Source organism: Marinomonas sp. 15G6-16 (assembly GCF_055809555.1).
Genome location: NZ_CM147916.1, coordinates 1,314,439 through 1,328,492 on the forward strand (window position 1 = coordinate 1,314,439; position 14,054 = coordinate 1,328,492).

Consider the following 14,054-nt stretch of genomic DNA (forward strand, 5'->3'; position numbering starts at 1 on the left):
TTGAATTAGGGAGTGGTGCGCTTCGGCATTGAATTCTCTCCAATACATTTAATACAACTTTGCATCATTACCTTATGTTTACTCCATCCACTACTCTCCACATAACACCTCAGCTCTGGTGCATTCCCTGAAGGTCGTAAGTGGACAATATCGCCGCTGTTTAGCGTCATACGTAATCCGTCGGTTTCATCCATAGAAACCACTTCCAGTACTTCACCTTCTTCTGCTATCACAGACAATAGCTCAGCTTGTTTCGTTGTGCTGTTTCTTAGCTCGGCAATAAGCTGTTTGCTGGTTTGCGTTGGAATATTTTGAATGCGGTCGCTTGCGGTATAACGAGCAGGATAGTCACTTGTTAATTCGCTAATTGGGCAGTGTTTCTCATGAGCCATCGCTAGCAAGATCAAAGCAGGCAGAACAGAGTCACGAGTCGGTAAGGCATGAAGTGTTTGACCATTCACCTCAAAATCTGAGCCTACCAAAAAACCACCATTGGCTTCGTAACCCACAAGGCGTGCATCAGGTGTTTGCTTTAATAAGGTTTCCATTCCAGCAATCACATAAGGCGAGCCAATTTTAGTTCGTAATGTTTTACGTTCCAGGCCTTGTAATTCGCCTCTTAATTCGAGAACGGTATTCACATTCACTGGCGCGGCAACGTGGCTGGCTTTTAAATAATCCGCACACAACACACCAAGAATATCACCACGTAACCATTCGCCTTTTTCATTGGCGATTAATGGACGATCACCATCGCCATCGGTAGAAATAATGGCATCCAATTGATGCTCTTGAGACCAAGCCAGACCTTTGGCAACGTCTTCTGGCGACACCGCTTCAGTATCAATGGGAACAAAAGTGTCTGTACGCTCTAGTGACACAACTTGCGCACCAAAATGCGCTAACAGTCGCTTAATCACATCACGAGCCACACTGGAATGTTCATACACACCAACTTTTTTGCCAGCCAGCATGTCGCTTGGGAATAATGCTTTATAACGACCTTCAAAGGTCGTCATGGCATCGGCATTAATATTTGGAAGCAAGGTATCAGGAAACGCATCTGGCAAGGTGACAAAACCGTCCATAATAACCGCTTCATCTGCTTTGCTGATTTCACCATCAGGACGATAAAACTTAATGCCATTACGATCAAAAGGAATATGACTGCCCGTAATCATCACGGCAGGCATTTGGTGTTGCATGGCATAAAAAGCCAATGCAGGCGTAGGAATAACACCACAATAAACCGCTTCTGCGCCGCTGGCTTCAATAGCCGAAATACAAGCCTTAGCGATTTCAGGACTGCTAGGGCGCAAATCCAAGCCAACCGCAACTCGTTCAGAGCCAGAGCAAACGCCCTGCAAAAAAGACGCAACAAAGGCAAAGCACAATTCTGGCGTGAGATCCTTCACCAAGCCACGAACGCCGCTGGTGCCAAACGCCACGCCCAATTCTTCACTCAATACTTTTACTTGCTTATTCATCAGCGACTAACGTCCATAACGGTCTGAGAAACGGACAATATCGTCTTCACCCAAATAACTACCAGACTGCACTTCCACCAGCTGTAATGGAATTTTTCCTGGGTTTTCCAGAGCATGAACCACGCCCACAGGAATGTAAGTCGACTCATTTTCCGTCAGTAATATCTCGTTGTCACCGTTTTGCACTTTCGCTGTACCAGAGACGACAACCCAGTGTTCAGCTCGGTGATGATGCATTTGCACGCTGAGTTTTTCGCCCGGTTTCACCATAATGCGTTTCACTTGGTGGCGATCGCCTAGATCGACCGTTTCATAACTTCCCCAAGGACGATGAACCGTTGTATGGAACATGTGCTCTTCGCGGCCTTCTGCTTGAATGCGCTTAACAATCTTCTTAACGTCTTGAGCGTTGTTTTTGTCCATCACCAAAACCGCGTCGGCGGTTTCAACAATCACAAGGTCTTTCACACCCACAGCCGCTACAAGGCGAGACTCAGAGCGGATCAAACAATTTGATGCGCCTTCGGCCATCACATCACCTAACAGCACATTTTGATCTTGGTCTTTGTCTGCGTAATCGTACAAAGCGTCCCAAGCGCCAATATCGCTCCAATCACCAGCGTATGGCACAACCTTAGCGTTTTTGGTTGGCTCCATAACCGCATAATCAATGGAATCTTCAGGGCAAACAGAAAAAGCCTCTGCATCCACACGAACAAAGTCCATGTCTTCACTGCGCTGTTCATAAGCTAGGCTGACTGCTTTAAATATATCTTGTCGGTGGGAAGACAGTTCGTCTAAATACACTTGAGAACGGAACAAAAACATACCGCTGTTCCACAAGTAGTCACCAGAAGCCAGATACTCTTGTGCGGTTGTTAAATCAGGCTTCTCAACAAACTCGGCAACGGCGTAATCCTCACCACCACGAATATAACCATAGCCAGTTTCAGGTCGTGTTGGCTGAATACCAAAGGTGACAAGCGCATTGTCTTTTGCCAGCTCTGTGGCTTTTACTATCGCTTTTTCAAACGCCGCCACATCACGAATCACATGATCTGCAGGCAAAACCAACAACAAAGTATCTTCTTGCTCTTTATATTTAGCTTCCAACGCCGCCAAAGCAATGGCTGGCGCGGTATTACGACCTTTCGGCTCCAGAATAATACTAGCGTTTTTCACACCAATTTCTTGTAACTGTTGAGCAATAAGGAATCTGTGATCTTCATTACACACCACAATTGGTGTACTTACGTCTAACAACGCGCCAGTACGCTTCGCGGTTTGTTGTAATAAACTGAATTGAGTGTCAGTAAGAGGAAGGCATTGCTTAGGGAAATGTTCGCGAGATAAAGGCCAGAGGCGACTACCAACACCACCAGACAAGATAACAGGTATAATTTTCACACTAGATCCTTTGTATGCAACAGAAATAATCTTGCAAGTCTATCAAAACAAGGAGACACAGCATACAAAGCAACAAAAAGTATTCAAGAAATATGGCTACATCGGTCGGGGAGCCATAACTAAAAATCCCCTCCTCTTTTGTCTTCCAAGGGGAGGGTTAGGGAGGGGTTAATCTACCCCCTCCCAGCCTCCCCCTTAGCAAGGGGGAGCTCTGGGGAGGAGCAGACCTAAACGCCTTTTCGGCTTACCTTTTACAGGGGAGTTTGGGAAAACAACAGACTAAAAATCCCCTCCCCTTTTGTCTTCCAAGGGGAGGGTTAGGGAGGGGTTAATCTACCCCCTCCCAGCCTCCCCCTTAGCAAGGGGGAGCTCTGGGGAGGAGCAGACCTAAACGCCTTTTCGGCTTACCTCTTACAGGGGAGCTTGGGAAAACAACAGACTAAAAATCCCCTCCCCTTATCTCTTCCAAGGGGAGGGTTAGGGAGGGGTTAATTTGGCAACCTCAGCACTTCATGACTAACAACCAAATCATAAACCAGAATCTACTCCGACACATATCCATTCGGGTTATTCGATTGCCAACGCCATGAATCTTCACACATACGAGACAAATCAAATTCAGCTTGCCATCCTAAAAAATCCTTCGCAAATTTAGGATCAGCATAACAAGCCCCAATGTCACCTGGACGACGATCAACAATTTTGTAATTAATCACCTGACCCGAAGCTGCTTCAAAAGCTTTCACCATATCCAAAACTGAATAACCGTTACCCGTGCCTAAATTCACAACAAAGTGACCAGACTGAGCAAGCACCTTTTCCAATGCACAAACATGACCGCGAGCTAAATCGACAACATGTATGTAATCACGAACACCAGTTCCATCAGGTGTTTCATAATCATCACCAAACACACTCAAACAAGCCAATTTCCCCACAGCAACTTGGCTAATATAAGGCAATAGATTATTAGGAATGCCTTTTGGGTCTTCACCAATCAAACCCGACTCGTGCGCACCAATAGGATTAAAGTAACGTAAGGTAGCTATATTCCATTCGCTATTAGCATAAGCTAAATCCGTTAACATACCTTCCACCATCAATTTGCTGGCCCCATACGGGTTTTGGGTAGAAGTGGCAAAGTCTTCGCGAATCGGCACAGATTCTGGCAAACCATATACAGTCGCAGAGGAACTAAAAATCAAATTACGTAGCCCAGCTAACTCCATTGCCTTTATAAGGTTAAGCGTGCCAGAGACATTATTTTCATAATACAAAAATGGCTTTTCAACAGACTCGCCAACGGCTTTTAAACCAGCAAAATGCATAACAGCAGAAAACGTATATTGACTAAAAATACGATTAAGAAAACCGATGTCTAAAACATCACCCTTGAAGAAATCAGGACGTTTACCAGTAATGGTTTCAATACGATCTAAAACGATCTCACTGCTATTAGATAAATTATCAACAATGACAGGAGAAAAACCCGCTTTAATCAACTCAATAGAAGTGTGTGAACCAATATAACCAGTCCCACCAGTCACCAAAACAAACATTTAATACTCCAATCGCATAATCAACGCTCCCTCCCTTTTCTCTTCCAAGAAAAGCCTGAGGAAAACAACAGACTAAAAACCACCTCCCCTTTTCTCTTTCAAGGGGAGGGCTAGGGAGGGGTTAATTTAGTAACAGTAAGTTCGGGGAAACTAAGAACATTTACCCTTACCTCTTCCAAGAAAAGCCTGAGAAAAACAACAGACTAAAAGTTCCCTCCCCTTATCTCTTTCAAGGGGAGGGCTAGGGAGGGGTTAATTTAGTAACAGTAAATTTGGGGAAACTAAGAACATTTACCCTTGCCTCTTCCAAGAAAAGCCTGAGGAAAACAACAGACTAAAAGTTCCCTCCCCTTATATCTTCCAAGGGGAGGGCTAGGGAGGGGTTTTGAGTTCGACAGTGAGAAGGGGTACTACAACCCCTTCCGCCCCAACACAACAAACGCCGTCCGAATCAAAGTTTCAATCTCTAACCAGATAGACCAATGCTTTATATAATAAAGATCATACATAAGTTTCTGACGAGCATCTTCTGTATTTGCACCATAAGGATACATAACCTGGGCCCAACCTGTAATACCAGGACTAACTAAGTGGCGTTCATTGTAGTAAGGAATTTCCTCCTCTAATTGATCTGTAAAAACCTTACGCTCAGGTCTTGGTCCTACAAAATGCAGATCACCTTTAATTACATTCCAAAGCTGCGGCAATTCATCAATACGAGTTTTACGCATAAACGCACCAAACTCATAAGCTCTAGGATCATCTTCAGTGGCAAACTGAGCACCATCTTTTTCAGCGTCCAAATGCATAGAACGAAACTTATAAACAGTGTGCTTCTTACCAGAAAAGCCAACCCTTTCTTGTGAAAAAATAACAGGGCCTGGAGAATCACGTTTAATTTTCAGCACTGCATATAGCATGACAGGAGAAGTGAGAACAGCAAGAGTCACGGACGCTGAAATATCAAAAAACCTTTTTAAAAGAAAATCAATTCGATTATAAGAGCTAATTCGATCTAAGTAACTCAATCCTATAGATTCATAAGGGATGTAGCATTTCCGTAAAAAACTTTCCATAAAACGATGAAGAGCAAGTAAATGAACACCTTTAAGGTCTAAATGAGTCAACTCTTTAATTAACCTAGGCTCCGCGGCTTTATCTAGATTAATGACGATAAAATCAGGGGATTTAGAATCAATCATCTGTGTTATAGAAGCGACATCGTAATCCAACATAGTATGTAAACGGATGTTATGTCTTTCCAATTGAGCCTGCTCAAACTCGTTAAAGGAGTAACCATTACCCAATACAAGTACATCCGTGCTGCCACGAGAAGTGGAACGACTTTTTCGGTTTATGAAGAACTTCAATAAGAAAACAATCGAAGGAGTAACGACGATCCAGGTAAGAATCACAGATCGAGCAAAACTAAAAACGCTATGATCAAGATAAGACAAAAAAGAAAGAGCAAGCACACAGGCAGCCCACGCCTTGAAGGTAATCTCAAGCTTCTTCGCTATCGAGCGCTCAAGAAATCGACTATAGCCACCTAAAAGCTGAGTAAATAAGACAAACAATACGCCGCTAGAAAAACCAAGCCAAGAATAAGCATCTTTCCAAGGATTAGAGCTCAAAAAAGGCTGTATGCAGAGCAATAGAAGCAAGGGAAAACACAAATCAACAATGCCATAGGCCCAAAGCACTTGTTTTGATTGATATCGGGGAATATTTTTTTCTATCACTGAAAACCTTCTATTGAAGCCATTAATATTAAAGAGTCATCTTACTATTATAATGAGCAGGAAAAATTTAAAACAAATCAACCAATTAGATATGGATTTGCTGTCATAATATTTACACCAAATCTTCCAATACTCCCTTATAATACTTAACTACATCTTTTGGAGACCACCCTTCATAGAAGGTGTCTCCGAAAGTAATAACTTCCTTATCAAATAGAATAGAATGCACACCTCCTGTGGAATTAATTGTCATAACAAACTCTGCATACTGAACAGATTCTAATAGTGCCCCTGAATTATTAATTTCTATTCTATGAAGTTGACAAAACTTAACCATAGACCTAAGACTAAATAAATCTTTTTCTCCAGGGTGTAATCTGACAATTAACCGAACACCTCTTTCATCTGCAATTTTTTTGGCTTTTTTAAGAGCAGATATTCCAACCTCATTAGATTGAAATACAGTTTGTGTATCATATTCTACTTGACCAATAAACAAACAGTATTTGTCATCGCTAAAATCGTAATTAACTTTAGACAATCTTTTAATCATTTTTCTAGAACGAACAGCATTTAAAGCGATACTTAAATAGGAAAAAAAGAAGGTTCTGGAAATAAAGTTTTTTTAACGATACTACCTAACTTATTGATTATAGATTCAAGCGCTTTAGAGCTAATTTTCTTTGAAACATGAGGAGGTCTAAATGTTAACAACAACTCCTGTAGATCTTTTATATCAAGATCCTTAACATCTTCTACTTGGGAAACCCTATATCCATAATCTGAGTTTGCGTTTACCCCTTTAACACTCCATTGATACTTATTAGGGAAATTACCAATCTCAAAAAAAATAGCCTTCCCCTCAGGAATAAAACTCTCTATGCATCTATATGAAAACTGAAAACCAGAAAATATAAAGGTGTAATCAGACTCTGAAATTCTTTTATTTATAATAGAAACCAATGATTTGGATAATTTATTTTTTATTCGACAACCAAGTTTTAACTCATCAATTGATAGTGACTTGTAATTATCAGTACTTTCTTTTGTAAGAAGAATATGCTCTTCTTCAGAAGAAACATTACGACTTGATTTCAAAAAACCATACAATGAAGAATGAAGAAAAGTAACAAAACGAGCTTCATTTTTAGATAATATTTTTTAAAAAATAAAACCTGTTCAATATTATCGACAAGAATACAAAGAGTTTTCCCAGAAACAAATTCGTTAACTTTCATTTCAAAACATTTCCTCACATAAAATTAAAATTTATTTTTTTATGAAAAACAACAACAAAAAAATTAAAAATTTCTCAAAAAAACCACACCTAATTATTGGAGCACCATTGATACCATTTTTTATCAATAATGAAATTTTCATTTTAAATAAAGCAACCCTATCAAAAAAAGAAAGTTTATATTTTTCAAATATAAACCCTCTCATAATAAAAAAAGCATTAAGACCTTCAATATAATCCCGCTTTCCCTTTAAATCTGTAATTTGACCAAAACCATGAGACTTATTCCACAGAGCAACAGGCTCGTTAAAATAAAAAACTTTTATGCTTTTATTAACTATAAACTCAATGTGAAGCTGAGTGTCTTGATATTTTTTCAATTCTTCATAAAAGCAAACACTATTAAATATCTTTATATCAATTAAGGAGCCATTTGTGTGCATGGCTGGGAGTGCAAAAATAGAATTAATAGCACATGAGTCTTTAAGAAAGAAGCTTTCTCGAATATTGCCATCAACACTAACAGAGCCAAACGCGACAGACAAACCAGGTATCTCTAAAAATTTATTATACAAAAAAAGTAATTTATTTTTAAAATACAAATCATCATCATCAAGAAAACAAATATAATCCCCACTAGACTCTGAAACTCCTATATTCCTAGAAGCACCACCACCTAAGCGTTCTTCATTACGTATAATAATAATATCTCTTGAAAAATCATGTCTATTAATTGAAACGGGGGCATCGGAGAAATCATCAACAACAATAATTTCAATATTTGGGTAAGTTTGCACCTCAACAGACTTGATTGCATCTAGAAGCATTGAATTACGATTTAATGTAGGAATAATAACACTAATCAATGGATAATCAGCTAAGTCATTCATTATGAATCCATATAAAAATAATTATTTTTCAAGAATTTCAAATACATTAGACTACATCTACGCGGATATCCCTCAAGAAGCAAACTACTCTAATATATTTCCTTACAATTTCAGGCTTACTTTTTCATTAAAAATCAAATCCGCTTTTATAAAATTCTTACTTTAAAACTCTCATCCAAAAGGGCAGTAAAACATAGTTAGAACATCTTTTTTGGGCTGAGTCTATTACATTATTACGATCATGTTTACTTAATGCCTGACGACATTCATAAGCTATATCCCGATACTCAAATCGGGTCACATTAGCAAACCAACCACGAATATACTCATAAAAAGAGCTATCTCTCATCATTATCGAACAACCATGAGACACAGCATGATAAAATGCCCCTGAAACAATCATGCTTTTATTTTTATGTGGTAAAATCACAACTTTACTTGATTTTAGATATTCATCTAATTCCACATCCTTTAAAAAACGTTTATCCCAAAAGACATCCAGTTTTCTTTGAACAATGATTTTTTCTATTTTCTTCTCTAAATCACGGTCAGTACACATACCTGCTATAGTTAGGCTAATATTTTCTGGCCAAAATTTAAGGATAGATTCAATTCCTTTATATTTTTTTATTGTCCCGAATATTAAAAAATCCCTACTCTCTTTGAGGTCGCCATAAATTAAACTTGGATATAAAGGATGGTCAATAACTCTCCATCCTTTCCCCTCAAAAATAGAATGAGTAATTCTTTCATCCGAAAAAAAACAAATAATCTTACAGAGCAAAATAAATAAAAACGGAGAACTACCTTCCTTTAAATTATGAGGCTTATAGTTATGCCTAACCCAAACCAGCTTCTTAGACATAAGCTTGAGTAAAATAAGAAAAAAAACCTTTTAAAGAACATATAAATACTTGTAGTCCCTGTTTCCGGATTTACAACTCCATCCTCCAACCAATTAATTATTGATATATTATTTCTTCTTTCGAAAAATGACTTAAAATTAAGGTGCCGAAAAGAAATAACATCAAACCCCAGTTCTTTCCAAAGCCCTTTTTGTATTTCAATATAGCGATTTGTTTTCGACTCAAACGGATAGCAAATTATTTTTTTCATAAAAAGCATACTCCAATTAAATTAAAACTCATCAACACAAATTCCTCTTCAAGAAACCAATAGACTTCGCCCTTTCGATATCCAGTTTTTTATTAACCGCATCCCAGTCTATTTCTTTTTTAAAGATATTTACTGTGTCATCTGAGAAATTTGAAATCAATCTGTCTTCCAAACCAAACAAAGATAAAATAGACTCAAACCTAGCAAGCCCTCTCTTCATATTCCCATAAACAATAAAAGGCTTGTTAAATATTATCGAAAAAACACACCCATGAAATGAGTCAGTAATAACAAATTCCGCATCATCAAAACCTTTTAACCAAGCAGTGACTTTTGGATAAACCATATCCTCAAGCTTATGACTATTTTTCGATTTTGCACTGACACTAAAACAATTATATGAAAAAAATTTTGATGCTTTTTTAATTAATATATTTTTATCATCAGTTTCATCTAATATATAAACAAGCAACTTATCTTTATTTTCTACTTCTTTTTCAGATGTGATTAATTTTTTATAATCAGACTTATCCAATAATACAGTAGGGTCTAAAACATGAGTTGCTTTTACATTTAATTTTTTTCACAAAGCATCACTCCAGACTCCTCCCGAACAGAAACAGCTTTAAATCGCTTTATTTGTTTTTTATACTTTACTGTTTCTTCATCTGAAAAAGTCCAGCAATCTACACCAAAAGACGGTGCATACGACATTAAGATTGGAGAATCACTTGCAACAAAACCAAAAAAAGCATAGTCAATATATTTATAAAGATCGCGTCTCCAAACCTGGTCACTACCAACTATATATGCATCATAATCATTATCTACAATTCTTATAAAATCACCTTCTTCAGATAATGGTTTTGTTTTAGGGTTTATATATTTATCTATAAAATTAAAGTTATTTTTAAATATGATATTTTCATATTTAATAAAATTATACCTATCAGTAAAGAGTGATAAAACCCTTTTCTTAATAAATGATTTCCAATTCTTGCTATACTTAGTCTGGATATATAATAGCTCTGGCTCATGATTAAGTTTTTTTAACACACTCATTAAAGCATACGCTTGAAGCATTCCACCATAATTCTGCCCTAGATTATAAGTAAGTATTGCAATTTTCATTTTTTCCTCAGTATCTTTTCTACTACGCGCTGTGAAAAGTGTTTTAACCCCATCCGTTTGAAGTGGTTGATTTTTGTAGCCAATTTTAACATTAGTAACGGTTTTTTCATTTTTTCATCAAATACCACTGCTGATTGAGTTTGCCGCCAGACATCTAAGCTTTTCTGCCTGATTTTTCTTCTCAACTTTTGTACTAAAAGCACATCGAGTGATACGATTTTTTTCCCATATCGTTTTTGAGAAATAGCTATCCCCTTTTTTTGCATCTCTTTAACGCGAACATAAAGACCGTCATGTCTATGGTTATAGCTACCTCTCTGAGAGTCACGCATCATGTCAGGACTAATAGATTCAATAAAAATAGCCGAGCTATTAGCGCCTTCTTGTATAATCTCTTCCGCTAAAGGGCTTCGGGTAATAACCACGCTGGTACCACGTCCATCTTGTCTATATGGCTCTAACCAAGCGTCACCTAAAGAAATATCAGCTAGCTCAGTAACTACGTCATCACAAAAATCACAAGCATTCGATTTAAAAAGACCTGTCCCCCACATGTCACCAACTTCCTGCATTTTTATTCTTTTATATTCACCACTGGAAACATCTTCACAGCCGAAGGCATAATCACTTGATGAGCTAGAAATATCTTTTATTCTAAAATCAGGTTGCTGAATTTTCTCAGGATTTGCTCCAGCCTTTGATGCCAAATATTCAGTAAAAAACTTACTTTTAACACCTCCACAAATAATACCGGCCACAAAAGGGATTTTTTCTTTTAAAGCGGAGTCATGGTACTGAGCTAAGCGAATAGCCTTTACAAAACATGCAACACCAACAATGGCGATTTTGCCTTCTAGTCTATTTAATTCGGGTAATACTGTTGCCAAGGTTACTGGATAGTATTTAGTCTTAGCAGAGTCTCTTAATTCCGACTTATTACTTGCGACTTTATACTGATAATGCGAACCGGTTCCAGCCGACGAACGAACTGAAAAAATATGATCAACAATACTTTTATCAAGCAATTGATCGAAAACATAAGTTGCAATTCCACCAGACGAAGATGTTTCGCGAAACGCCTTAGAATATGCAGCATAAATACCAATCAAATTACCTAATTTTTTCTCGGTTTGTGTTTCTTTGGAAAGAAAAAGATCAGCTAATACACTTTCATTCTTTACAACCTCAAGTGGTTCTGGATTAAACGGACAAACACTAATACAAGCAGCATCATTATCACAAGAGCCTGTCAACTCAGGAACCAGAAAACCATCCTTGCTCCACCCCATAGTCAGTGCATCAGATGTACACTTATATGTACAAAGACCACACCCTGTACACATATCATTATCAACTACTTGCACTATAACCTGAGGTTTTATTGTCATATCACTTCCATATCCTATTCTTTATATTCAACAACACTCGACTTAGTAAAGCACGCTCGTTTCGCTTTAGACCAAAAACTAAAACAGTAATAACCACTAAAAAGAATGACTTCACAACAGAAAATAAGAAATCTAAGAACGAAACTACCACGTAGTTATCAATGAATTTATTGAGTGCATAAACTAAAATAGAGACAAATAGTACCGGAAAAACTGCCTCAGTTATATATTTAGACTTTTGCATATTTACTAATTTTGAAATTAAAATAATTCGAAAAACTAACGCTATAAAAGACAATAAAATTGCAATATAAAAAACTGCCTGTGGTGCAGCACCAAATTTTAAAATAACGTAAGAGAATGGAACGTTTAACAATAAGATTCCACCTATTACAAACTGATAAAGCTTAATCCGCCCTGTGGCTTGTGCTGCAGTCATTAATGAAGGAGAAAGGCTGTCAATTAAAATAGTATAAATTACAAGTTTCGCAACCCCCTGCGTTTTCCGGAACTACACCTAACCAAATAGAAAGAATTTCTTCCGTATTATTTAAAACAGGGAGAGATAATAAAAGTAGTACAAAAAAATTATATTTTGCACCATAGCAAACCAGTTGATGCATATAGTACATATCACCTGCAGCATAAGACTTAATAATTTGCGGATTAATTGCCACTTGTAAATTTTGAACAAAACTATTTAACGCGCTAGAAACCTGCATAGCAATAGCTCTAGCGGCATTTACAGTTGGACCAAAGAAAACATTCAATAAGACATTTACACCTTGCCCACTCATCACTGCAGCAACATTCCCCCATAAATTCCAGCCAGTATAAAACAGCATAATTTTGAAAAGCTGTTTATCCCAATACAGTTGAAAACGAGATTCAGTAAATTGTGCTTTACAGTAACTGCGATACACAATAAATATAATAAAAACGACGGCTAAGCTCAGTAAGGCATACAAAATTAACTTATCTATACCGAACCAAGCTAACATAAACACGATCAACAACTTGAGTAGCACATCAATAACACCAACCCAAGCAAATACATTCATACGCTCATGGGCAATAATGAGAGCGTTATAAGGAACACTAATAATTGTGACGACAACCGACAGCAGAGCAAAATGGAAAACCCATTCTGCGGCATTTAACCTATCAACTGGAATGGTCATCTGAGTTCTAACAAACCAGAGGCCAACAGTTTCTCCTAACAGGACCACAAACACAGCAATAAGCACATGTATATTCAAACTCATGCTAAATATTCCGTGCATATTTTTAACGTCTGATTTACCTAACTCAAATGCGAGGAAACGCTGGGTAGCTGAAGACATAGCACTGTTTAAAAAGCCCAACATAGTAACAAAGCCAGCAACTACGCCGTGGATACCAAAATCATCCACTCCAAGAGTCTGTAGAACAACTCTTGAAGTATATAAGGCAACAGCCATCGTCAGCATCATACGGATGTATAACATACCTGCGTTTTTTGCCATGCGCTTGTAATTTTGGTTAGTCGTATCGGATGTCACTGACTTTGGTTACCTATAGAGGTGTTGTTTATAATTTCCATTAATTTTCTACCTACATTCAATATTTTGCGCCTAATTAATTTTCTACCTACATTCAATATTTTGCGCCTAATTAATTGTCTGATTACACTTCGTACCTCGCCTTATCCGATCTACCACTTAATTGCTATAATTTTACTTCTTCACGAAGTCGTTCTATCTCTTTTTCTAGCTCTTCATGCTCTTTTAGCTTTCGCTTCAGAAAGCTCTTGGTGAGCGACACCTTGTCTTCAATACCTTTTGGTGTAAGCAAGTATAAGTACTTCACTTTGTTGGTATTGTTTTTGAAATTTTCAGCTTTGACTAAGCCTTTTTCGATCAATGCTTTTAAGCAAAAATTGGCTTTTCCTAGGCTAATACCTAAGCGTTTTGCCAATTCCCGTTGGCTTATGTCTGGGTCTTGCTGTAATTCCTTAAGAATCTTGTAGCGATATTCCTCTGTTAACACAGAAACTTACCTTTTGATTGGCTTAACGGGTGAATTAAGAAGTATTGTTGTTGTGTTCAGTGAGTGAAC

14 protein-coding genes are annotated in these 14,054 nt (G+C 37.6%); all 14 read right to left on the reverse strand.

The features are described from left to right. Positions 1-5 precede the first annotated feature (5 nt). The 14 genes from AC0L46_RS06375 to AC0L46_RS06440 all read right to left on the reverse strand — a co-directional run bounded on the left by AC0L46_RS06375 (position 6) and on the right by AC0L46_RS06440 (position 13,985). A complete protein-coding gene (locus tag AC0L46_RS06375) occupies positions 6-1,487 on the reverse strand; it encodes a phosphomannomutase (protein ID WP_473506637.1) in 1,482 nt (493 codons plus the stop codon). A 6-nt stretch (positions 1,488-1,493) separates the two neighbouring features. Next, positions 1,494-2,894 (reverse strand): mannose-1-phosphate guanylyltransferase/mannose-6-phosphate isomerase, encoded by a 1,401-nt coding sequence (locus AC0L46_RS06380; protein ID WP_473506639.1) that lies wholly within the window; start codon positions 2,892-2,894, stop codon positions 1,494-1,496. Positions 2,895-3,436: 542 nt separating this feature from the next. Next, complete coding sequence (gene galE / locus AC0L46_RS06385; protein WP_473506641.1) at positions 3,437-4,453, reverse strand: UDP-glucose 4-epimerase GalE; 1,017 nt, start codon at positions 4,451-4,453, stop codon at positions 3,437-3,439. Positions 4,454-4,863: 410 nt separating this feature from the next. After that, on the reverse strand, positions 4,864-6,195 hold the full coding sequence (locus AC0L46_RS06390; protein ID WP_473506643.1) for a sugar transferase: 1,332 nt from the start codon (positions 6,193-6,195) through the stop codon (positions 4,864-4,866). A 112-nt stretch (positions 6,196-6,307) separates the two neighbouring features. Beyond that, on the reverse strand, positions 6,308-6,736 hold the full coding sequence (locus AC0L46_RS06395; protein WP_473506645.1) for a capsular polysaccharide export protein, LipB/KpsS family: 429 nt from the start codon (positions 6,734-6,736) through the stop codon (positions 6,308-6,310). A gap of 44 nt (positions 6,737-6,780) precedes the next feature. Beyond that, positions 6,781-7,293, reverse strand: coding sequence for a hypothetical protein (locus AC0L46_RS06400; protein ID WP_473506647.1), 513 nt, complete (start codon positions 7,291-7,293; stop codon positions 6,781-6,783). 171 nt (positions 7,294-7,464) lie between these two features. Further along, complete coding sequence (locus AC0L46_RS06405; RefSeq protein ID WP_473506649.1) at positions 7,465-8,322, reverse strand: glycosyltransferase family 2 protein; 858 nt, start codon at positions 8,320-8,322, stop codon at positions 7,465-7,467. A gap of 157 nt (positions 8,323-8,479) precedes the next feature. Further along, positions 8,480-9,187, reverse strand: a complete 708-nt coding sequence (locus tag AC0L46_RS06410) for a hypothetical protein (protein WP_473506651.1) — start codon at positions 9,185-9,187, stop codon at positions 8,480-8,482. 282 nt (positions 9,188-9,469) lie between these two features. Beyond that, on the reverse strand, positions 9,470-9,973 hold the full coding sequence (locus AC0L46_RS06415; RefSeq protein ID WP_473506653.1) for a polysaccharide pyruvyl transferase family protein: 504 nt from the start codon (positions 9,971-9,973) through the stop codon (positions 9,470-9,472). A gap of 38 nt (positions 9,974-10,011) precedes the next feature. After that, positions 10,012-10,569 (reverse strand): polysaccharide pyruvyl transferase family protein, encoded by a 558-nt coding sequence (locus AC0L46_RS06420; protein ID WP_473506655.1) that lies wholly within the window; start codon positions 10,567-10,569, stop codon positions 10,012-10,014. After that, positions 10,566-11,957, reverse strand: coding sequence for a Coenzyme F420 hydrogenase/dehydrogenase, beta subunit C-terminal domain (locus tag AC0L46_RS06425; protein WP_473506657.1), 1,392 nt, complete (start codon positions 11,955-11,957; stop codon positions 10,566-10,568). Before AC0L46_RS06425 ends, AC0L46_RS06420 begins: the two co-directional genes overlap by 4 nt. 1 nt (position 11,958) lies before the next feature. Continuing rightward, positions 11,959-12,396: a hypothetical protein gene (locus AC0L46_RS06430; protein WP_473506659.1), complete on the reverse strand. Its 438-nt coding sequence runs from the start codon at positions 12,394-12,396 to the stop codon at positions 11,959-11,961. Positions 12,397-12,415: 19 nt separating this feature from the next. Continuing rightward, entirely contained in the window at positions 12,416-13,498 is a 1,083-nt protein-coding gene (locus AC0L46_RS06435; protein ID WP_473506661.1) for an MATE family efflux transporter, read from the reverse strand. 166 nt (positions 13,499-13,664) lie between these two features. Beyond that, positions 13,665-13,985 carry a MarR family EPS-associated transcriptional regulator gene (locus AC0L46_RS06440; protein WP_473506663.1) on the reverse strand — a complete coding sequence of 107 codons (321 nt, stop codon included), beginning with the start codon at positions 13,983-13,985 and terminating at the stop codon, positions 13,665-13,667. Positions 13,986-14,054 lie beyond the last annotated feature (69 nt).

What these genes read in the sequence shown, in the direction of transcription:
- galE (WP_473506641.1), bottom strand. Translation starts at nt 4,453, where the DNA reads ATGTTTGTTTTGGTGACTGGTGGGACTGGTTATATTGGTTCACACACT.
- AC0L46_RS06375 (WP_473506637.1), bottom strand. Translation starts at nt 1,487, where the DNA reads ATGAATAAGCAAGTAAAAGTATTGAGTGAAGAATTGGGCGTGGCGTTT.
- AC0L46_RS06430 (WP_473506659.1), bottom strand. Translation starts at nt 12,396, where the DNA reads ATGACTGCAGCACAAGCCACAGGGCGGATTAAGCTTTATCAGTTTGTA.
- AC0L46_RS06410 (WP_473506651.1), bottom strand. Translation starts at nt 9,187, where the DNA reads ATGTCTAAGAAGCTGGTTTGGGTTAGGCATAACTATAAGCCTCATAAT.
- AC0L46_RS06420 (WP_473506655.1), bottom strand. Translation starts at nt 10,569, where the DNA reads ATGAAAATTGCAATACTTACTTATAATCTAGGGCAGAATTATGGTGGA.
- AC0L46_RS06405 (WP_473506649.1), bottom strand. Translation starts at nt 8,322, where the DNA reads ATGAATGACTTAGCTGATTATCCATTGATTAGTGTTATTATTCCTACA.
- AC0L46_RS06425 (WP_473506657.1), bottom strand. Translation starts at nt 11,957, where the DNA reads ATGACAATAAAACCTCAGGTTATAGTGCAAGTAGTTGATAATGATATG.